We start from the raw sequence: 20,369 nt of genomic DNA, 5'->3' as shown, positions 1-20,369 counted from the left end.
GTCAGATCCGGATGGAGAGGCCCTGCTGGGCGAGGTAGGCCTTGAGGCGGGGGATGGGCAGGATGCCCTCGTGGAAGAGCGTGGCGGCCAGCACGGCGTCAGCGCCGTGTGCCAGAGCCTCCAGGAAGTGGGATTCCTGCCCCGCGCCGCCGGAGGCGATGAGGGGGATGGGCAGGTCCGAGGCCAGGTCCAGCAGCGGCAGGTCGAAGCCGTCGCCGGTGCCGTCCCGATCCATGGAGGTGAGCAGGATCTCGCCCGCGCCCAGGTCGTTGAGCTCCCAGAGCCAGTCCACGGCGGAGCGCTCCGTGGGCGCGGAGCCGCCCTTCAGGTAGACGCGCCACCCGAGGTCGGCGTCACGCTTCACGTCCACGGCCGCCACCACGCACTGGGCCCCGAAGGCGTCCGCGAGCTCGGCCACGAGCTCCGGGCGCAGGGCGGCGGCCGTGTTCACGGCCACCTTGTCGGCGCCGGCGCGCAGCAGGCTGCGGGCGTCGTCCACGCTGGACACGCCGCCGCCCACGGTGAAGGGGATGCTCAGCTCCCGGGCCACGTCGCGGACCCAGGCTTCCCGCGTGCCGCGGTTCTCCAGGGAGGCGGCGATGTCGAGGAAGACCAGCTCGTCCGCGCTCTCCTGGTCGTAGCGCCGGGCCAGCTCTACGGGATGGCCCAGGTCGCGGAGCTGCTTGAACTGGATGCCCTTCACGACGCGGCCGTTCTTCACGTCGAGGCAGGGGATGACGCGCTTGGCGGGCATCAGGCGCCTCCTGCCAGGGCGGCGCGGGTGCGCGGGTCGTCGAGCGGGATGAAGCCCTCCATGAGCGCCTTGCCGCTGATGGCGCCCACCACGCCCGGCAGCGCAGCCAACGCAGGCAGGTCCGAGAGGTCCTTCACGCCGCCGGAGGCCTGCACTCGGAAGCCCTCCCGGGCCACCCAGGCCGCGGCCTCCAGGCCCGGCCCCTCCAGCGTGCCGTCACGGCTCACGTCCGTGACCAGGGCCCGGTCGAAGCCCAGGGTGAGCAGCGCCTCGAAGACGTCCGTGGACTCGCAGGCGCTGGGGGCCTGCCAGCCCCGGGTGACGATACGCTGGCCCTTGAGGTCCAGGGCCGCCACGATGCGGTCGCCCGGGAGGCCCTTCAGGGCCGAGGGCTGCTCCACGGCCAGGGTGCCCACCACGGCATCGAAGCCCAGGGCCAGCACCGCCTCGATGGCGGCGCGATCCCGCAGGCCGCCCCCCAGCTGGAAGCGGACCTGCGGAAAGCGGGCGGGGAAGCTCGTGAAGGCGCCCTGGCGGGGGCCGCCGAAGGCGCCGTCGAGGTCCACCAGGTGGATGCGCCGGGCGCCGGCCGCGACGAGGCGCTCCACCCAGGCTTCGGGCGTGAAGTCGTAGAAGGTGGCCTGGCTGCGGTCGCCGTGCCGCAGCCGCACCAGGCGACCCTCCATCAGGTCCAGGCTCGGGATCAGCTGCATGACGCCTCCTGAGCGGCTGCACCCATCCAGGCGAGCGCAGCGCGGAGCAGCCGCAGGCCGTCGGGCCCGGACTTCTCCGGGTGGGGCTGGAAGCCCATCACCCGGCCTCGGACCTCGGCCGCCGTGAAGGGGCGGCCGTGCTCGGCGACCAGCAGGGTGTCATCCGCGGGTTCCAGGGCGTAGCTGTGCACGAAGTAGAGCCAGGCCCCATCGGGATCCGGGAGGGCTGGGTGCGGACGGGCCTGGCGCACCTGGCCCCAGCCCATGTGGGGGACCTTCACGCCGGGGCCCAGCCGCCGGACGAGGCCGGGGATGAGGCCCAGTCCGGGGATGCCGGGGGCTTCTTCGCTGCCTTCGGCCAGCAGCTGGAGCCCCAGGCAGATGCCCAGCAGGGGCCGGCCGTCGGCCACCAGTCCCGGCAGCGCGGACCACCAGCCCCGGTCCCGGAGGGAGCGCTGGGCGGCCTCGAAGTGCCCCACGCCAGGCAGGACGATGGGGCCCGCTTCCGCGGCCTGATCCGGAGAGGCGGCGCGGACGAAGGGGAAGCCCAGGCGCTCCAGGGCACCCTCCAGGGACGCGAGGTTCCCCGCGTCATAGTCGATGAGGGTGAGGGAGCTCATGCGGACAGGGTCCCCTTGGTAGAGGGCACGCCCGAGCCTTCGGCGCGGGTGGCCTGGCGCAGGGCCCTGGCCAGGGCCTTGAAGAGGGCCTCGACCTTGTGGTGAGTGTTCACGCCGCGGATCAGGTCCGCGTGGATGGCTAGGCCGCCGCGCATGGCGAGCGCGATGAAGAACTCCCGGACCATCTCCACCTGGAAGCCGTCGCCGAGGATCACGGGCGGAAGGTCCGCGTGGAACTCGCACCAGGGCCGTCCCGAGAGGTCCACCACCACCCGGGCCAGGGCCTCGTCCAGGGGCACGTAGGCGTGAGCGAAGCGCGCGAGGCCGGCCCGGTCGCCCAGGGCCGTCTTCAGGGCCTCGCCAAGGCAGAGGCCCACGTCCTCCACCAGGTGGTGGCTGTCCACGGGCAGGTCGCCAGAGGCTTCCACCTCGAGGCCGAAGCCCCCGTGCTTCGCGAGCTGCATCAGCATGTGGTCGAAGTAGCCCAGACCGGTGCGGATGCGGGCTTCGCCTCCATCGAGAGAGAGGCTGAGCTTCACCTGGGTCTCGGCGGTGGCGCGGGTCAGGCTGGCGGTTCTCATGGCTGCTCCTGAGTCAGGGTGGGCAGGATGTCGCGGAGGGTTCCGGATTGGACATCCCCTGTCGCAGCGAAACGGGCGCGATCGGGACCGAGGGCCGCGAAGCGCCAGGCCACCTCGGGCTTCAAGGCCACAGCGGCGCGCAGGCAGCGGGCATCATCGATGGTGTCTCCCGCGAAGACGACCTCTTCGGCCCGGTACGCGTCCGCCAGCTGCAGGAGGCCCGCGGGCTCGGGCTTCCGCAGGTGGGGCGCGGCGTCGCAGACCGCGGGCAGCGAGAAGCCCAGCACCTTCCAGGCCAGGTCCAGCTCTTCGGGTGGTCGCCCCGTGAGTACCGCCAGCTCCCAGCCCGTGGCCTGCAGTTCGGCCAAGTCCACCAAGGGGCGCTCCAGGCGGATAGTGTCGGCGTAGTGCTTCTGCACCAGGACCTGCGCCGAGGGCTCCAGGGTCTCAGTGCGCGCATCCAGCTCCGGGAAGCCGCAGCCGTCCGCTGCTTCGATCACGGGCTGGAGGTCCACGTCGCCATACACCTCGGCCAGGGCCAGGGCGCCGGCTGCGAGGCGGAAGTCGTTGTTATAGCCGCCCAGGCGCTTGAAGGCGCGGTAGGCCCCGTCGGACCAGGGCAGGGCCGGCCGCAGCTCCGCCAGGGCCCGGGCCACGGCCTCCAGGAAGCTGCGGTCGGCGTCGATGAGCACGCCGTCGATGTCCAGGACCAGCAGGCGGCGGCGCGGCTGCGGCGCGGGCTTCGGCAGCGGCGTGCTCAGGATCGCGGCCACGCGGGCCGTGTCCGGTTCCGTGCCGATGGTGAGCCGCGCGGCACCGGTGCCGGGCAGACGGCGCACCTTGATGCCCTCGGCTTCCAGCGTGTCCGAGGGATCCGGCGTCACGTGGATGAAGTTGCCGGCGCTGGGGGCGACGCGGTGCGCGGGCAGGGTCGTCGCCAGGGACGTCGCCAGTCGGTCGCGCCGCTCCGGCAGGGCCCGCACGGCGGGCTCGAAGGCCGGTGCGAAGTCCAGGGCCACGTCCAGGGCCTCCAGGCTGGCGGCGGGGATGGAGTAGGGCAGCTGCAGCGTGGCCAGCTTCGATACCAGGGCAGGGTTGCCCAAGAGGTAGCCCAGGCGCCAGGAGGCGGAGGCCAGCGCCTTGCTGAAGGTGCGCAGCAGCACCACGTTCGGGTAGCGGTCCACGGCCAGGCGGTGGGTGGCCGGGGCGAACTCGGCATAGGCCTCGTCCATCACCACCAGGGGCGGCTCGGGACGGGCCGCGGCGGCGGCCAGCAGAGGTTCCAGTTCCGTCGGAGACACCCAGGCGCCGGTGGGGTTGTTGGGCAGCGTGAGCCAGATCTGCCGGCAGTCGAGGGCCTCGAACCAGGGTTCCAGCGGAAAGCCCGTACCCTGGGGCACCTTGCGCACCTGGCCGCCGTTCCGGCGCACCAGCATGGGGTAGAGGCTGAAGCCCGGATCCGGGATGGCCACCGTGTCGCCGAAGCTCAGGCCAGCCATGGCCACGTGGTCCAGCAGGGCGCCGCTGGAGGGGCCGAGGAGCAGGCCGCCTTCGGGCGCGCCCACGCGCTTCCGCAGGCGCTCGGTGAGCTCTTCCTGGCGCTCGGGGTAGAGGTTGAAGGGCATGGACTGGAGCCGCGCCAGCAGCGCTTCGCGGGCCTCGGCCGGCCAGTCGGACCCGGCCTCGTTCATGTGCAGGCGGAGGCCCGTGGGCGGCTCGGGAGGCCGCCGGTAGGCGGGCAGGTCGGCAAGGTCAGGTCGGAGGAAGGACATGGGCAGCTCGGGATGAGGGTAGGAGGAAACCAGGCCTCTTGGGAGAAGAAGCGGAACGGAGCGCTCGGCGAGGAGGCGCTCCCTAGGGGTGGTGATGGCCGCGCAGGCCGGCGCTGCGGCCGTGGTGGACCAGACCCTCGGCCTCGGCGAGCCGCTCGACCCAGGGGGCCATGGCGGCCGCGTCGGCGGCGGAGAGGCGCAGCAGGCTCTGGCGCTTGAGGAAGGTGGCCACGCCCAGGGGGCTGGTGTAGCGGGCACTGCGGTCCGTGGGCAGCACGTGGTTGGGCCCGGCGCCGTAGTCGCCGAAGGCCTCGGCGCTGGCGCTGCCGATGAAGACGGCTCCGGCGGTGGTCAGCGCGGGCAGCCACGCTTCCGGATCGCGGACGCAGAGCTCGAGGTGCTCGGGTGCCCAGGCCTGGGCCAGGGCGATGGCCAGCTCGCGCTCGGCGCAGACCAGTCGCCCGTGGGCGCCCAGGCTCTGCTCGAGGATGGCGTGGCGGGGCGAGGCCTCCACGCGGGCCCGGAGCTCGGTCTCCACGGCCTTGAGCAGGGCGCGGTCGGCGCTCACCAGCACGGCGGCGGCGTCGGGGTCGTGCTCGGCTTGGGCCATGAGGTCTTCGGCCAGCCAGGCGGGATCGGCGCTGGCGTCGGCCAGCACCAGCAGCTCTGTGGGGCCCGCCAGGGCATCGATGCCGCAGGTGCCGATGAGCTGGCGCTTGGCCTCGGCCACGAAGCGGTTGCCGGGACCGGCGACGAGGTCCACGGCGGGCTCCCCGAAGGCCAGCCAGCCCAGGGCCTGGGCGCCGCCGAAGGGATAGAGTTCCGTGAGGCCCAGCTCCGCGGCGCAGGCCAGCACCAGCGGATCCACACCCCAGGCGCCGGGCAGGGTGGGTTGCTGCTTGGGGGGCGTGACGCCCACGATGCGGCCCACGCCGGCCACCTGGGCGGGGATGACGGTCATGGCGAGGGTGGACGGATAGAAGGCCCGCCCGCCGGGGATGTAGACGCCCGCGGTCTTCAAGGGGCACCAGCGCTCGCCCACGGTACCGCCGCCGGGCAGGGGCAGCTCCAGGTCGTTCAGGCAGCCGCGCTGGCCCTCCGCGAACCGGCGGACATTGGCGATCATCTCCCGCAGGGCGGCCATGAGGTCCGGCTGGCGGCGGTCCAGGTCCGCGCGGGCGGCCTGGAGGGTCGCCTCGGGAATGCGCAGGGCGGCGGGGTCGAGGGCCACGCCATCAAGACGCAACGTCCAGTCGAGTACGGCCTTCATGCCATCCCGGCGCACGTCCGCCAGGATGGCCTTGACGGCCTCCCGCGTGTCCTCTTCCATCTCCCCGTTCCGCGCCAGCGCGGCCACCCAGTCGCTCACCTGCCCGGGCGCGTCTGCCCGGTTCGTCAGGTCACTGAAGGAGATGAAGTAACACCTATGCACCTCTCGGGTGAAGGGAACAGGCTGACAGGTCCCTGTCGTGGGCCGCAACCGTAAATCGGTTCAGGCAGGCTGCGCTGCGGCGGTGAGCCCTGCGGGTTGGAAGAAGAAGCGCACGTTGGCGGGTTCGGCTTCCTCGGTCCACTCCCAGGAGCCGGGTGCCGCGAGGATGGCCTGGGCCAAGGCGACATGTAGTGCGTGGCCGGCCGCGTGGGCCTCCACCAGGCCCAGCAGGGGCGCGCCGAGCAGGGCCAGATCGCCCACCAGATCCAGCATCTTGTGGCGGACGGCTTCGTCCTCGTAGCGCAGGGACTCGTTCAGGGGTCCGTCGGCGCCGAATACCACGGCGTTGTCCAGGCTGCCGCCCAGGGCCAGGCCGCGGGCGCGCATCATGTCGATCTCCTGGGCCAGGCAGAAGGTGCGGGCGGCGCCCAGCTCCCGGCGGTACTTGTCGGGGGTGAGGCTCAGCTCGCGGCTCTGGCGGCCCAGGGCGGGAATGGGGAAGTCGATGACGTAGCGCAGGCGGAGGCCATCGTAGGGGAGGGCGCGAATCCAGCGGTCGCCGTTCCGGACTTCGATGGGCTGGGTGATCTTCATGAACCGGCGACGGCCTTCCAGGCCCTTCACGCCCGCCTGCAGGATGGCCTCTACCCAGGGGGCGGCGCTGCCGTCCAGGATGGGCAGCTCCTCAGCGTCCACCTCGATGCGGAGGTGCTCCACTTCCAGGCCCATGAGCGCCGACAGCAGGTGCTCGATGGTCTGGAGGCGCACGCCATCCTTCACCAGGGTGGTGGCCAGCACCAGATCGCCGGCCAGATCCGCCTTGGCGGGGATCACGGTGCCGGTGGGCGTGTGGACGAACACGATGCCCGTGGGCTCGGCCACGGGGACCAGGCGCACGGAACAGGGGCGGTTGCCATGCAGGCCATGGCCCGAGATGGTGATCTCGCGGCTCAGGGTCTGGGGCGTGGTGCTGCGGGGCATGGTTCGTCCTCGCAGACTGATAAGCCATTTCTGTGCCGTTATCCTAGTCAAATCATTTCACGATTTGACTAGTTATGACAAAGGAGTGGATGTGGGTCCATCCACCACACCCCGTGGTCAACCTGGCCGGGTGCGCTCCCAGTCTTCGGGGGTGGTGAGCTTCAGGTTGGAGCTGGGGCTGGGGATCAGCTTCACCGCCAGACCCAGGCGCTCGAGCAGGGCGACGTCATCCGTGGCGTTGAAGCCCGAGGCGTCGGCGGCACGGAAGGCATTGAGCCAAGTGCCCAGGCGCGCGATCTGGGGGGTCTGGGCCCGGAAGAAGGCCTCCCGAGGTTCGGTGCCGAGCACCCGGCCGTTCTCGTCCACCCGCTTGAGGGTGTCGGTGGAAGGTTCGCCGAGCAGGACGCCGTCGAACTGATTCAGGGCGTCCAGGGCCTCCCACAGGGGCGCCACTGGAGGGAAGGGCCGGACGGCGTCGTGGATCATGACCGGGGCGAGGGGCTGGTCGGGCAGGGCCCGGAGGGCAGCCCACACGGAGGCCTGCCGGGTGTCGCCGCCCGGCACCACCCAGCAGGGCGCGCTGAAGGACCAGGAGCGGGTTTCCTCCAGGTGGCTTTCAGGCACGGCCAGGGCGATGCCGGCGAGGTGAGGCATGCCCGGCGCCAGGAACGCTTCCACCGTGGCCTGGAGCAGGGGGCGGCCGCCCCAATCGCGGAACTGCTTGGGCAGGCCACCGCCCATGCGCAGACCCCGCCCACCGGCAGGAATGACCAGGTAGGGGCGCAGGGGATCAGACGTGGTGAGCGGGCTTGGCCCGGGCACCACGTGGGGGGTCCCGGAGGGGACATCGCGAGCGGAGCGAGCAGGCGGTCCCCCCAGGACCATGTCAGCGCTGACGGGTGATGAAGGGTTCGACACCGCGATCCTTCATGAGCTTGGCGAGTCGCTCGGCCGCCTGCTCGGCGTCCTGGCGGCTGGTGTAGCTGCCCACCCGGACCCGCTTCACGGCCACGCCGCCGCGGGTGGTGGCGCTCTGGAGCGTCACGACACCGAAGGTGTTTTCAAGTTCACGTGTAAGTGACTCGATGTTCTTGGGATCCGAAAGAGCTGCCACCTGCACCACGAAGGGGTCCGCATGGTCGACGGCCGGATCCAGCGCCGTGGGAAGGCCCATGGCATCCACGGACCGCAGGCGGACGCGGGCGGTCCCATGGCCCAGGAACCCCAGGTCCTTGGCCCCCTGCTTGGAGAGGTCCAACACCCTTCCCTTGATGAAGGGACCGCGATCATTCACCCGGAAGACGGCGCGCTTCCGGTTCTCCAGGTTCTCGACTTCCACGAAGCTGCCTAGGGGAAGGGTCCGGTGGGCGCAGGTGTACTGCTCCGGATCGAATATTTCCCCGCTGGCCGTCTGCCGGCCTGCGAATCCGTCGTCATCCCCGCCGTACCAGCTGGCCACACCCTCCTCCACGTAGGCCTGGCCATCCGCTGGCTGGGCGCCATTGCGGGAGCCGGCGGAGGAGGAGGCATAGGTCGCCGGGGGACGGGTGCAGTGGAGGGTGAAGCTGAGGGCGACCAGCGTGGCCACCCTAGGGGTGCTCCAGCGCATGACTCTGAGGAACCCGCCTTTGCCTGGGTCCACCGGCGTCGGAGGGTCGAAGGCGACATGGATCTCGTGGATCCAGAGCGCACAGGCCTTGCTCCAATTGGTGGGATGGAAGGGTGACAGCATCGGGCTCCACAAACAAAGATCAACAGGTCACGTTTAATGGACCAGTTCGTATACATATAAAGTATGGCGAAGCCTAGCCCTTTTGTAAAGGACTGCAAATTGGAATAGGAATATGTGCAGCGAAACCGCTGCTTATGCCTATTGCCGACTGGGGATCTGGTCCACCTTGAACGGCTTTGGACGGTTCCCCTCGGTCAGGAAGGGAGGCGGAAGGCGACGGGCTGCCGCCAGAGCCGCGGCCTCTGATTCGTAGGTGCCGAGGAAGATCTGATGGCAGGTGCGGCCGTTCCGCATGGTCATGGGCAGGAGGAAGAGGTCCGGAGTCTGACCCTTCAGGAGGCTGGCCGCGCGCTGGACCGTATCACCCTGGCACGCGATTTCCAGGCGCAGGGTCCACTTGCCCTGGTTGGCGGCGCATAGGGTTAAACCCTGATTGTGAGCCAACTTCCAGTTGCCCGCCTGGATGGCCTTCAGGCGCTCGGCCTGGGAGGAAACCGAGGGCCTGGGAGCGGGCTTCGACTGGGCCGGAGGAACCACCTTGGGCGCCCGGGCCGGTTCGGAAACCGGTTTCGCGTCGGGTCTGGGGGCGGCTTGGGCCTCAGGCCTGGGCTCTGATTTCACCTCGGGCACGGAGCTGGCCTCGGGGAGGGGTTGCTCCGGCTTTGGTGCCGGCGTGGGAGGGTTCAGCGGAGAAGGCTGGGCAAGTTTCGGAAGAATGATGGGGTTTCGTTGGTACCACCGCAGACCGCCCCACAGGCCCGCAACCAGCAGAAGAATCCCGAACAGGAAGAGGGGACGTCGGGAGGTTCTCTTAGGTTCAAGAGATTCGAAATCAGGAGGTTCCGTGCTGCCTGCGGCGGTCTGATGGATGGGCAGGGAGCGTTCCGGCGAGAGCGGAGGCTGGAGGCCACCCTGGCCGGGCTCCTCCCATTCGTCCTCTGCGCCCAGCTGGTCCAGGGCTTCGGAAAGGTGCTCCAGGTTCGTGGTGGGGACCTGGCTGGCTTCGATGGCCTGGATCAGGGAGGGGACGGCCGGAGAAGGCGGCGGAACCGGCAACGTCACGGGGGGCGCCACAGGCGGCGCGATCAGGATGGGTTCCGGTTCCAGGGCCAGGGGAACTCCCAGGGACGACGGCGCCATCTGCAGGCGGGCCCAGCCCATCTCCCGCAGGTACAGCACGAAGGCCCCAAGGCGGAAGGGCTCGACCCCGGCCTCGCGGCTCAAGTCCAGGAGGGTCCGCTGGCCGCCCAGGAGGCCGGGGAGACGGACCAGGTCGGGGGGGAGGTTGAGCTCGGGAAGACGCGGAACCTCCAGGGCCACCACCTGGTCCAGGGGACCCAGCTCCGCCAGCAGGGGCTCGCGGTCCTGGAGGTTCAGTACGCCCGCCAGCAGCATGCCCGGGGTATCGAAGGGGAGACGGACCGTGGAGGCATCGAGGGCCTTGGCCTCGAAGGCCGGACGTTCCATGGTTTCCGCCATGACCGCCCAGACCACCCGCTCCACCTGGGCCCGGGCCACGTCCAGCAGGTCCCGCTGGGTGATGAACCCCATTTCAATGAGGTTCCGCCCGATGGACATGGTCGGATTGAGGTTCGCCATGGCGTAGTCGAGCTGGACCTGGGTGAGCTTGCCGCGTTCCACCAGCAGGTGGGTCAGGCGGTCCTGGGGGTGGCTGCTGGCGGCGAACACCACGTTCCCGCCTTCGAAGTAGACGATCCGGTTGGGTTCCTGGCCCAGGCGCCAGAGGCCGGTGGCTCCTGTCCGATGCCGGGCGAAGAGGTCCTTGAGGGCCGGAAGGCTCATGAGATCATCCAGCGCTCGAGCTTGAGCTTGCCCACCTTGACCAGGAGGGACTGGCCGGAACTCAGCGCCAGCCGTAAGGCTGGATCCCCGGCCTTCTGGCCATCCAGGCTGACGGCGCCCTGGCCGATGAGACGCTCGGCCTCCTTGCGGCTGGCGGCCAGGCCGCGATCCACCAGCAGGCGGCTGAGGGGGACCTCGCCTTCCGTGGGGGCCATGGCGACCTCGGGAGCCTCTTCCTGACTGCGCTCGGAGAACCGGCGCACCCAGCGCTCCTCGGCCTCGCGGCCAGCGGCGGCGCCGTGGAAATCCGACACGATCTGCCGGGCCAGCGCCTTCTTGGCATCCATCGGATGGCCCTGCCTGAGAAGCTCGATTTCCGCGGGAAGCTTATCCGTCAGCAGCAGGTACCAGTCCCACATGAGGCTGTCGCTGGCGCTCATGGCCTTGCCGAACTGGGTGTCCGGATCCTCCATGAAGCCGATGTAGTTGCCGAGGGACTTCGACATCTTCTCCACGCCGTCCAGACCGAGCAGCAGGGGGACCGTGAGCACCACTTGGGGCTTCTGGCCCGACGCCTCCTGGAGGATGCGGCCCTGCATGAGGTTGAAGAGCTGATCATTGCCGCCCAGCTCGACATCCGCCTGGAGAGCCACGGAATCGTAGGCCTGGGTGAGGGGGTAGAGCAGCTCGTGGAGGGAGATGGGCTCGCGGGCCTCCATGCGCTTGGCGAAATCGTTGCGCTCCAGCATCTGCGCCACGGTGAAGCGCGAGGCCAGGCGGATCCACTGCTCGCCGTGCAAGGGGCCAAGCCACTCGCTGTTGAAGCGGACCTTGGTCTTTTCGGGATCGAGGATCTTGAAGACCTGGGCCTTGTAGGTCTCCGCGTTGGCCAGCACCTCCTCGCGGGACAGGGGCGGACGCGTGGCCTTCTTGCCCGTGGGATCGCCGATGAGGCCGGTGAAGTCCCCGATGAGGAACGTCACTTCGTGGCCCAGCTTCTGGAACTGGGCCATCTTGCGGATGAGCACGCCGTGGCCCAGATGCAGGTCGGGCGCCGTGGGATCGAAGCCGGCCTTGATCCGCAGGGGCCGCCCCTCCTTCAGCTTCGCTTCCAGCTGTTCCACCTTGTGGCAGGTCACGGTGCCCTTCATGAGCAGGGCGAGGGCGTCAGATACGGATCCGAAAGCGGCGGTCATGCTTGAATCTTGGCGGAAAACCTGCTGATCCTCAATCCGGAACGGTCAGAGGGTTTCAGCGGATCCGATCAGCGCACATCCACTTCGAGCACGCGACGAGGTCCCTTGTCCCCGGGATTCCGCGCGCTTTCGAAGGTGACGTAGACAGCCCGCCCGGATTTCGGGCTCCAGCCCACTTCCACCTTGCCGCCCAGATCCCGGTGGATGCGGAGGCCCTGGTGCTCCATCAGGTCCGGCGTGAGATCCGGAACCGGGGCAAGGTCCTTCTGCCACTTGGACGCGGATTGGAGAAAGTCGGATTCGGTGGGCCAGGTCTTCGCCAGGCTGGGGCTGGCCGCATAGAGGGCCCGGCAGCCCTCGGGCGTGCGGAGCTGATCCACCACGACGCGGAAGTCCTCCCAATCAGGGCGGATCTTGTCGAGCGCGAAGCCCATGACCTTGTTCTTGAAGCCTTCGGGATCCTTCTTGGCCTTGTTGGCCACATAGGCCACGCCGCCCACGCAGGTCACGAGGGCCACCAGGAAGGCGATGCCGCAGCCCATGGCGACCTTCGCCCAGAGGGGCAGGCCGGGTTTGAGGGGGACGCCGTGTCCGCCGTTGTCCCAGGAGGAATCTGCCATATGGGGCTCCTAGAGCAGGTTGCTCGCCAATTCTGCCAGCTTGCTGCGCTCACCCTTCATCAGGGTGACGTGGCCGGATACATCGAGATGCTTGAAGTGATCCGCGAGGAAGCTGAGGCCGTTGGTGCTGGAATCCACGTAGGGGTTGTCGATCTGGTACGGATCGCCCGTGAAGATCACCTTGGTGCCTTCCCCGGCGCGCGTGAGGATGGTCTTCACCTCATGGGGCGTGAGGTTCTGGGCCTCGTCGACCACGAGGTACTGCTTGGGGATGCTGCGGCCCCGGATGTAGGTGAGAGGTTCCACACTGAGGTAGCCCGCCTCCTCCAGCTGGCCGGCGGTCATGGTGCTGCGGCGCCGGGCCTCGGTGTTGGCGGCCACGATGAACTCGAGGTTGTCGTAGATGGGCTGCATGTAGGGCCGCAGCTTCTCGCCCACGTCCCCGGGCAGGTAGCCCAGGTCGCGTCCCATGGGCATGACAGGCCGGCTGACCAGGATCTTGTCGTAGGCCTCGTCATCCACCACCTGCTGGAGGCCCGCGGCGATGGCCAGCAGGGTCTTGCCGGTGCCGGCCTTGCCCACCAGGGTGACCACCTGGACCGTGGGATCCAGCAGGAGCTCCATGGCGAACTGCTGTTCGCGGTTGCGGGGCTTGATCCCCCAGGGATAGGCCTCGACGCGGCGCATGGGCCGGAGAAGGGCTTCGCCGGCCATGAAGCGGGCCAGCGCGGTGTGACTGGGGTTGGAGCGGTCCACCAGGGTGACGAACTGGTTGGGCTGGAGGTGCAGTTCCGGGTCAGGTGGGAGGCCACCGTCGTAGAGGAGGTCCACCTGGGCCGGATCCACCTCCCAGCTCTTGTGGCCTGAGTAGAGCTCATCCATCTCCACCCGGTCCGTGGTGTAGTCCTCGGCCAGGATGCCGATGGCATCGGCCTTGATGCGGAGGTTGGTGTCCTTGGTGACGAGGACCACCTTCTCCTTGGACGTGCCGAGGAGCTGCTTGGCGCAGGCCAGGATCTGGTTGTCGGCCTTGTGCTTGTCCTCGCGGAGGATGCCGAGGTCCAGGGGGTGGCTCTCCACATCCACCTTCAGGGATCCGCCGTCGCCCAGAGGCACGCCGCGGCTGAGGCTGCCGCTGGCCCTGAGCTTGTCCAGCATGCGGGAGATCGTCCGGGCGTTGCGGCCGATCTCGGTCTGGTCCTTCTTGAAGTGGTCGATCTCTTCAATGACGACGATGGGCAGCACCACATCGTGTTCCTGGAAGTGGAGGATCGAGTTCGGATCGTGCAGGAGGACGTTCGTATCCAGGACGAAGACTTTCTTGCTGGATGGTGGGACCAAAGAGACCTCCAGGGCTGGCCGGAGCCTACCACCAAGCGGCCAGCCATGCACGGCTGGGAATGGGCCTTTCGTTGGTGGGAGAATGTCAGCCCGTTTGGAGACCACCGCATGAGGATCCTCCCCATGGCCCTCGCCATCACCACTGCCCTATCCGCCCAGACCCCCCTGACTTATCCGCCCACCCGGAAAGGTGACGTGGTGGATGATTTCTTCGGCACCAAGGTGGCCGATCCCTACCGCTGGCTGGAGGACGACAACAGCGCCGAGACCAAGGCCTGGGTGGAAGCCCAGAACAAGGTCACCTTCGCCTACCTCGCCCAGATTCCCCAGCGGGCGACGATCCGGGAGCGCATGACCCGCCTCTGGGACTTCGAGAAGTTCAGCGCCCCCTTCAAGCGGGGCGGTCGCTATTTCTACTCCTACAACACCGGCCTCCAGAACCAGTCGGTCCTGTACGTGACGGAGGACCCCAAGGCAAAGGGAAGGGTGCTCCTTGACCCCAACACCTTGAGCAAGGACGGCACCGTGGCCCTCAGCGGCGCGAGCTTCACCGAGGATGGGGGCCTCATGGCCTATTCCGTCTCCGTGGCTGGCTCGGACTGGCAGACCTGGAAGGTGCGCGACGTGGCCACCGGGAAGGATCTCTACGACGAGATCCGCTGGTCCAAGGCCAGCGGCGCCTCCTGGCTGAAGGATGGCAGCGGCTTCTTCTACAGCCGCTACGAGGCCCCGAAGGAAGGCGGAGCGCTCACGGGCGTGAACAACAACCACCTGCTGTACTTCCACAAGCTGGGCACCCCCCAGTCCGAGGACGCGCTCATCTATCAGCGCCCGGACCAGCCCGAGTGGTACCTTGGCGGCACGGTCACGGACGACGGCCACTGGCTCGTCATCACGGGGAACAAGGGCACCAACCCCGAGACCAGCCTGTTCCTCAAGGACCTCACGAAGCCCGGCAGCCCCGTGGAGCCCTTCCTGGACCGCATGGACGCCACCTACGGCGTGGTCGACAACGAAGGAGACCGCTTCTTCGTCGTCACCAACCAGGGCGCGCCCCGCAACCGCCTGGTGGCCATCCGGAAAGGCCAGACCGAACCCGCCGACTGGACTGAGATCATTCCCCAGGCCAAGGGCCGGGATGTCCTGGAATCCGTCTCCCTCGTGGGGAACCGCTTCGTGACCACCTGGATGCGCGATGCCCATTCCGCCGTGGAGTTCTATGACGTGAAGGGGAAGAAGGCCGGAGCGCTGACCCTGCCCACCCTGGGAACGGTCACCGGCTTCGGCGGGCGGCGCGAGGACACCGAGACCTTCTACACCTTCGGCAGCTTCGCCTACCCCGGAACCATCTACCGTCTGGACCTGAAGACCGCCAAGAGCACCGTCTTCCGCGCGCCGAAGGTCGCCTTCAAGCCCGCGGATTACGAGGTGGAGCAGGTCTTCTACCCCAGCAAGGACGGCACGAAGGTCCCCATGTTCCTGGTGCACAAGAAGGGGATCAAGCTCGACGGCCAGAACCCGACCCTGCTGTACGGCTACGGCGGCTTCAACGTGTCGCTGACGCCCGCCTTCTCCGTCTCGCGGATGGTCTGGCTGGAGATGGGCGGCGTCTACGCCATGCCGAACCTCCGCGGCGGCGGGGAGTACGGCCTCGAGTGGTACGACGCGGGCCGGAAGGAGAAGAAGCAGAACGTCTTCGACGACTTCATCGCCGCGGCCGAGTGGCTCATCGCCCACAAGATCACCTCCACGCCCAAGCTCGCCATCAACGGCGGCAGCAACGGCGGCCTGCTGGTGGGCGCCTGCCTCACCCAGCGCCCGGACCTCTTCGGCGCCGCGGTGCCGGAAGTGGGTGTCATGGACATGCTGCGCTTCCACAAGTTCACCCTGGGCTGGGGATGGAAGAGCGACTATGGCAGCAGCGAGACAAAGGAGGGCTTCGAGACCCTCATGAAGTACTCGCCCCTGCACACCATCAAGCCCGGCGTGAAATACCCGCCGACGCTCATCACCACCGGTGACCACGACGACCGCGTGGTGCCTGCCCACAGCCACAAGTTCACGGCCACGCTCCAGGTGGCCCAGGCGGGTCCGGCGCCCATCCTCACCCGCATCGAGACCAGTGCGGGGCATGGCGCAGGCAAGCCCACGGCCAAGGTCATCGAAGAGCGGGCCGATGTGCTGGCCTTCCTCGTGAAGAACCTGGGCATGAAGACGCCCTGATACGCGTTTCCCGATGCGTTTTCCGATGCAAACATAGTGATGCGAGGTATCCTGGGGACCTCCCCATGTTTCCGGAGGTTCCCAGATGATCTGCATCCGATCCCGCGCGTGCGCGCTGGCCCTGGCGGCGACCGCCCTCATGGCCCAAACGCCGCTGACCTACCCCGCCACCCGCAAGGCAGACGTGGTGGACGACTACTTCGGCACCAAGGTGACCGACCCCTATCGCTGGCTGGAGGACGACCACTCCGCGGAGACCGCGGCCTGGGTTGCGGCCCAGAACCAGGTGACCCAGGCCTACCTGGCGCAGATCCCCGAGCGCAAGGCCATCGAGGCCCGGATGACCCGCCTCTGGAACTACGAGAAGTACGGCGCACCCAGCAAGCACGGGAAGTACTACGTCTACTCCTACAACTCCGGCCTCCAGAACCAGGCGGTGGTCTACCTCACGGAGCGCCTGGAGGAGAAGGGCCGCGTGCTCTTCGATCCCAACGCCCTGAGCCAGGATGGCACCGTGGCCCTGGGTGGCCTGCGCTTCAGCGAGGACGGGACCTTCGTGGCCTACAGCTTGTCCAAGGGCGGCTCCGACGTGAGCACCTGGAAGGTTCGTAACGTGGCCACCGGCGCGGATCTTCCTGACGCCTTCCCGGCCGGGCGCATGGCCGTCAACGACTGGGCGAAGGATGGCAGCGGGTTCTACTACACGGACTATCCCAAGGTGGCAGCCGGCAAGGCCCTGACCGCCGTCTACAAGAACCAGAAGCTGTTCTTCCACAAGCTGGGCGATCCCGTCGAGAAGGACGCGGTGGTCTATGAGCGTCCCGATCAGCCGGACTGGGGCTTCGGCGCCCAGGTTACCGACGACGGCCACTGGCTGGTTATCTCCCAGCGCCAGGGCACCGAGCGGAAGAATCGCGTCTTCCTGAAGGACCTCCGCAAGGCCGGCAGTCCCGTGGTGCCGCTCTTCGACAAGTACGACGGGTCCTATTCCATCCTCGGCAATGACGGCGACATCTTCTATGTGCACACCGACGCCGGCGCGCCGCGCCATCGCATCGTGGCCGTGGAGCTGAAGGACCCGAGCCCGAAGGCCTGGCGGGACATCGTCCCCGAAGGGAAGGGGCGGGACGTCCTGGCGGGAGCCGATCTGTTCGGCGACACCCTGGCCATCACCTGGAAGGTGGATGCCCTCAATGTCGTGAAGCTCTATGACCTGAAGGGCCGCTTCCTCAAGGAGATCAAGCCCGAGGGGCTGGGCAACCTCAGCGGCTTCAACGGCCGCCGCCAGGACACCGAGACCTTCTACACCTTCACCTCCTATAACCAGCCGCCCACGCTCTACCGCTACGACCTGAAGACCGGCAAGAGCACCGTGTTCCGCCAGCCGAAGGTGGACATCAAGCCCGCCGAGTACGAGGTGAAGGAAGTCTTCTATCCCAGCAAGGACGGGACGAAGGTGCCGATGTTCCTCGCCTACAAGAAGGGGCTGAAGCTGGATGGCACCAACCCCACGCTCCTCTATGCCTACGGCGGCTTCAACATCGCCCAGTCCCCCGGCTACTCACCCATTTCCCAGGTCTGGATGGAGATGGGCGGCGTCTACGCCGTGGCCTGCCTGCGGGGAGGCAGCGAGTACGGCAAGGAGTGGTGGGAGGCCGGCAAGCGGGAGAAGAAGCAGAACGTCTTCGACGACTTCATCGCCGCCGCCGAGTGGCTCATCAAGGAGAAGTACACCAGCACCCCCCGGCTGGCCATTCAGGGCGGCTCCAACGGCGGCCTGCTGGTGGGCGCCTGCATGACCCAGCGCCCGGATCTCTTCGGCGCCGCCCTGCCCGCCGTGGGCGTCATGGACATGCTGCGGTACCACACCTTCACCATCGGGTGGATGTGGAAGAGCGACTACATGTCCAGCGACACGTCGCAAGGCTTCGCCAATCTCATCAAGTACTCGCCGCTTCACAACCTGAAGCCCGGCGTGAAGTACCCCCCGACGCTGGTGACCACCGGCGACCACGACGACCGCGTGGTGCCCGCCCACAGCCACAAGTTCATCGCCACCCTCCAGGCCGACCAGGCCGGCCCGGCCCCGGTCCTCACCCGCATCGAGACCAACGCGGGCCACGGCGCCGGCAAGCCCACCGCCAAGCTCATCGCCGAGCGCGCCGACCTGTGGGCCTTCCTCGTCAGGAACCTCCACATGAAGCTGCCCGTCAGCTTCGCCCAGTAGTTGATTCAAACGACCTCCCAGGGCAAACTGGGAGGCCAGCGCCAACTTAGCTCAGCTGGTAGAGCAGCTGATTCGTAATCAGCAGGTCGCAGGTTCGAATCCTGTAGTTGGCTCCAGAGAAAAGGGCCCCCCGCACGCGGGGGGCCCTTTTCTCTGGAGTAATCCCTTCGGGATTCGAACCTGCCCTCGCGGCGCATGCGCCGCGAGGATCTTGGGTCGAGTGGGACCGCCCGAGGCGCGACTAGATGTCGCGCCGCAGAAGGCCGGCACCCGGCGAAGCCGGGCGCGGTTCGAATCCCGCTGGCATGGGTCGGCGCCCAACCTCGAATCCTCGATGAATCCTCGATAGAAACCCAGACGAGCCCCCCATGGACTACCCCCTCCAACCCGGTGACCGCGTGCGGCTCAGCCGCGCGGGTGTGGTGTGCTACGGGGGCGCTTGGCCGCACTTCGTCCCCCAGGCCCAGGGCGGCGGTACGACCGGGACGGTCCTGTTCGCCGGGGAGCGCCCCCACCGGCCTGGGGCGGCCCCCCGACCCTACTACGTCCGCTGGGACAACGGGACCGAGAACAGCTATCGGATGGAGGACCTGGAGTCCGCCCCGGACGGCACGACCGAAGGCCCGGCCAACGTGGTGCCCTTCCGAAAGCCTGACTGAGTACGCCTCAGCTTTCCGCCTCCCGCCCCCACCGCCAGAACAGCCACGCCGCGATCAGCCCATTGAAGATGAGTCCGAAGAGCCCCTCGCCGTTGAAGATCCGGACCTGTCCCCCGAAGAGGCCGGCATGGCCGGTGTAGACATTGCCCAGCAGGATGGGATTCCAGAGGTTCCAGCTGAAGTGGAGGACGGCGCAGGGCCAGACGGAGCGCCCCCAGCGGTACAGCGCCGCGAAAGGCACGGCGGCGACGGCGATGGAGAGCAGGAACACGCTGTTCAGGATCGGGTGGCCCTTCTGGGCCGAGGAGAAAACGATGGGCAGGTGGAAGCTCGCCCAGACCGGCATGGTGATGGCCGCGGCCACGGCAGGGCGGTCCATCCACCGCCGGACCAGGTACCCCCGCCAGCCAAGTTCCTCGCCGAGTTCCCCGGGGAAGATCCCGTGGGTGAGGAAGGTCGGCACGAAAAGGAGAATCCGGAAGGCGTGATGGAGCCAGGCCCACCCTGCGGGCAGGGTGGCGCGCAGGCGCTCAGGCCACTGCCAGCGGTAGGCGGCGGCCACGAGCAGCCAGGGCAGCAGGAACGCCAGCCAGAGGCCGCCGTAGAAGGCGAAGACGAGGGGCCCGTGGAGGACGCGGGTCCGGCTCATGTGCACGCTGACCGCCTCAGGCTGGAAGCGGATGAAGTCCGCCTGGCCCGAAACTGCCCGCCATCCGTAGGCCAGGACCGCACAGAACAGGGCCATGGCCAGGGGATAGAGCAGGGCCAGCAGCCAGGGCTTCCAGCCCGTGAAGGTGAACCCCGCCGCCCGCGGGAGTTCCCGGCGGAACACCCAGGCGCAACCGATCCCGACGAGGGCGGGGACGCACATCAGAAGCCGGATAAGGATGGTCCGGCGCTCATCCAGCAGCCACCAGGCACCGACCCCCCAGCTGAGAAGCAAGGCGAGGACGATGAACCAGATGGTTTCCTTGCGGGTGGGCATGGGGACTCCCTGGAGGTTCTGAGTAGCCTACGCAGGACCGGCCCAGGGGATCAGCTCCCGGCCAAGTTTTCCGCCGGTGGAATCCAGGGGCGGCATCCAAGCCCCGGATGGCCTATATTGCTCCCAAGGAGTGGAACCCGAGATGGACCGACGGACCAGCCAGAGTTCCTGGGCCTACGACCGCGACGCCGGGACGGAGCGCCGCGCGCTGAGATCCCGAGGCGACCGCCGCCGGCACAGCCCCGCGCTCCGGATCTTCTTCATCCCCCTGGGCATGCTGGTGCACAAGCTGCGCACTCGCACCCTGGTTGTCTTCTGAACGACGGGTCCTAGGACTTCACGACCCCGTCGACGTACACCCAGCGGCCGTTCTCCCGGGCGAAGGTGCTGGTCTCGATGTGGAGGGTGCGGCGGCCGTTGGCTTGGAGGCTGGCGTGGAAGGTGACCACGCCGGTGTCGTCGCCCTTGGCACCCTTCTCCCTGCTGATGATCTTGAGTCCCACGCAGCTCACGGACTTGCAGTACTGCAGCAGCTCGTCGCGGTTCTCTTCGGCCCGCTTGGCCTCGGGCCGGGTGGCGATCAGGTAGTCCACCTTGCCCAGGGCGTAGGCGGAGAAGCGGGAGCGCATCAGGGCCTCCGCCGTCTCCGGCGCGGCCGTGCCCGCATGGAAGGGGCCGCAGCAGCGGTCATAGGGCTTCTTGGAGGTGCAGGGGCAGGGACGGGACATGG

The 20,369-nt window shown here is 68.3% G+C and carries 19 protein-coding genes and 1 tRNA gene; 5 read left to right on the top strand and 15 right to left on the bottom strand.

Features of this window, described 5'->3' with window-relative positions:
• Position 1 precedes the first annotated feature (1 nt).
• The 13 genes from hisF to MLG87_RS03500 all read right to left on the bottom strand — a co-directional run bounded on the left by hisF (position 2) and on the right by MLG87_RS03500 (position 13,545).
• Positions 2 to 754: an imidazole glycerol phosphate synthase subunit HisF gene (gene hisF / locus MLG87_RS03560; protein WP_243293834.1), complete on the bottom strand. Its 753-nt coding sequence runs from the start codon at positions 752 to 754 to the stop codon at positions 2 to 4.
• A complete protein-coding gene (locus tag MLG87_RS03555; protein ID WP_243293833.1) occupies positions 754 to 1,467 on the bottom strand; it encodes a 1-(5-phosphoribosyl)-5-[(5-phosphoribosylamino)methylideneamino] imidazole-4-carboxamide isomerase in 714 nt (237 codons plus the stop codon). The genes hisF and MLG87_RS03555 overlap by 1 nt, the downstream gene beginning before the upstream one ends.
• Positions 1,458 to 2,087: an imidazole glycerol phosphate synthase subunit HisH gene (gene hisH, locus MLG87_RS03550; protein ID WP_243293832.1), complete on the bottom strand. Its 630-nt coding sequence runs from the start codon at positions 2,085 to 2,087 to the stop codon at positions 1,458 to 1,460. The genes MLG87_RS03555 and hisH overlap by 10 nt, the downstream gene beginning before the upstream one ends.
• Positions 2,084 to 2,668, bottom strand: a complete 585-nt coding sequence (gene hisB, locus MLG87_RS03545) for an imidazoleglycerol-phosphate dehydratase HisB (protein WP_243293831.1) — start codon at positions 2,666 to 2,668, stop codon at positions 2,084 to 2,086. Before hisB ends, hisH begins: the two co-directional genes overlap by 4 nt.
• Entirely contained in the window at positions 2,665 to 4,440 is a 1,776-nt protein-coding gene (locus MLG87_RS03540; RefSeq protein WP_243293830.1) for an aminotransferase class I/II-fold pyridoxal phosphate-dependent enzyme, read from the bottom strand. Before MLG87_RS03540 ends, hisB begins: the two co-directional genes overlap by 4 nt.
• Before the next feature lie 82 nt (positions 4,441 to 4,522).
• Entirely contained in the window at positions 4,523 to 5,872 is a 1,350-nt protein-coding gene (gene hisD, locus MLG87_RS03535) for a histidinol dehydrogenase (RefSeq protein WP_243293829.1), read from the bottom strand.
• Between the two features lie 60 nt (positions 5,873 to 5,932).
• Complete coding sequence (gene lpxC / locus MLG87_RS03530) at positions 5,933 to 6,853, bottom strand: UDP-3-O-acyl-N-acetylglucosamine deacetylase (protein ID WP_243293828.1); 921 nt, start codon at positions 6,851 to 6,853, stop codon at positions 5,933 to 5,935.
• Between the two features lie 117 nt (positions 6,854 to 6,970).
• Entirely contained in the window at positions 6,971 to 7,678 is a 708-nt protein-coding gene (locus MLG87_RS03525; RefSeq protein ID WP_243286025.1) for an IspD/TarI family cytidylyltransferase, read from the bottom strand.
• Between the two features lie 61 nt (positions 7,679 to 7,739).
• Positions 7,740 to 8,585 (bottom strand): septal ring lytic transglycosylase RlpA family protein, encoded by an 846-nt coding sequence (locus tag MLG87_RS03520; protein WP_243293827.1) that lies wholly within the window; start codon positions 8,583 to 8,585, stop codon positions 7,740 to 7,742.
• A gap of 138 nt (positions 8,586 to 8,723) precedes the next feature.
• Positions 8,724 to 10,388, bottom strand: coding sequence for a DUF4388 domain-containing protein (locus MLG87_RS03515; RefSeq protein WP_243293826.1), 1,665 nt, complete (start codon positions 10,386 to 10,388; stop codon positions 8,724 to 8,726).
• Positions 10,385 to 11,584 (bottom strand): tyrosine--tRNA ligase, encoded by a 1,200-nt coding sequence (gene tyrS, locus MLG87_RS03510; protein WP_243293825.1) that lies wholly within the window; start codon positions 11,582 to 11,584, stop codon positions 10,385 to 10,387. Before tyrS ends, MLG87_RS03515 begins: the two co-directional genes overlap by 4 nt.
• A gap of 68 nt (positions 11,585 to 11,652) precedes the next feature.
• Positions 11,653 to 12,204, bottom strand: coding sequence for a hypothetical protein (locus MLG87_RS03505; protein ID WP_243293824.1), 552 nt, complete (start codon positions 12,202 to 12,204; stop codon positions 11,653 to 11,655).
• Between the two features lie 9 nt (positions 12,205 to 12,213).
• Entirely contained in the window at positions 12,214 to 13,545 is a 1,332-nt protein-coding gene (locus MLG87_RS03500; RefSeq protein ID WP_243293823.1) for a PhoH family protein, read from the bottom strand.
• Between the two features lie 108 nt (positions 13,546 to 13,653).
• Between MLG87_RS03500 and MLG87_RS03495 the strand changes: the two genes are divergently transcribed.
• The 4 genes from MLG87_RS03495 to MLG87_RS03480 all read left to right on the top strand — a co-directional run bounded on the left by MLG87_RS03495 (position 13,654) and on the right by MLG87_RS03480 (position 18,654).
• Positions 13,654 to 15,768 carry a prolyl oligopeptidase family serine peptidase gene (locus MLG87_RS03495; RefSeq protein ID WP_243293822.1) on the top strand — a complete coding sequence of 705 codons (2,115 nt, stop codon included), beginning with the start codon at positions 13,654 to 13,656 and terminating at the stop codon, positions 15,766 to 15,768.
• An 85-nt stretch (positions 15,769 to 15,853) separates the two neighbouring features.
• Entirely contained in the window at positions 15,854 to 17,995 is a 2,142-nt protein-coding gene (locus MLG87_RS03490) for a prolyl oligopeptidase family serine peptidase (protein ID WP_243293821.1), read from the top strand.
• A gap of 40 nt (positions 17,996 to 18,035) precedes the next feature.
• A tRNA-Thr gene (locus MLG87_RS03485) sits at positions 18,036 to 18,111 on the top strand.
• 252 nt (positions 18,112 to 18,363) lie between these two features.
• A complete protein-coding gene (locus tag MLG87_RS03480; protein WP_243293820.1) occupies positions 18,364 to 18,654 on the top strand; it encodes a hypothetical protein in 291 nt (96 codons plus the stop codon).
• Positions 18,655 to 18,661: 7 nt separating this feature from the next.
• On the opposite strand, the gene MLG87_RS03475 is transcribed toward MLG87_RS03480, so the two are convergent.
• A complete protein-coding gene (locus MLG87_RS03475; protein ID WP_243293819.1) occupies positions 18,662 to 19,639 on the bottom strand; it encodes a CPBP family intramembrane glutamic endopeptidase in 978 nt (325 codons plus the stop codon).
• A 142-nt stretch (positions 19,640 to 19,781) separates the two neighbouring features.
• On the opposite strand from MLG87_RS03475, the gene MLG87_RS03470 reads away from it, so the two are divergent.
• Complete coding sequence (locus MLG87_RS03470; protein ID WP_243293818.1) at positions 19,782 to 19,958, top strand: hypothetical protein; 177 nt, start codon at positions 19,782 to 19,784, stop codon at positions 19,956 to 19,958.
• Between the two features lie 10 nt (positions 19,959 to 19,968).
• Here the strand turns inward: MLG87_RS03470 and MLG87_RS03465 are convergent, their stop codons facing one another.
• On the bottom strand, positions 19,969 to 20,367 hold the full coding sequence (locus MLG87_RS03465; RefSeq protein ID WP_243293817.1) for a YchJ family protein: 399 nt from the start codon (positions 20,365 to 20,367) through the stop codon (positions 19,969 to 19,971).
• Between the last annotated feature and the right edge of the window lie 2 nt (positions 20,368 to 20,369).

Source organism: Geothrix mesophila (genome assembly GCF_022808835.1).
GTDB lineage: Bacteria > Acidobacteriota > Holophagae > Holophagales > Holophagaceae > Geothrix > Geothrix paludis.
The sequence above is the reverse complement of the archived record's forward strand: the minus strand, read 5'-3'. Positions and strand labels throughout refer to the sequence as shown.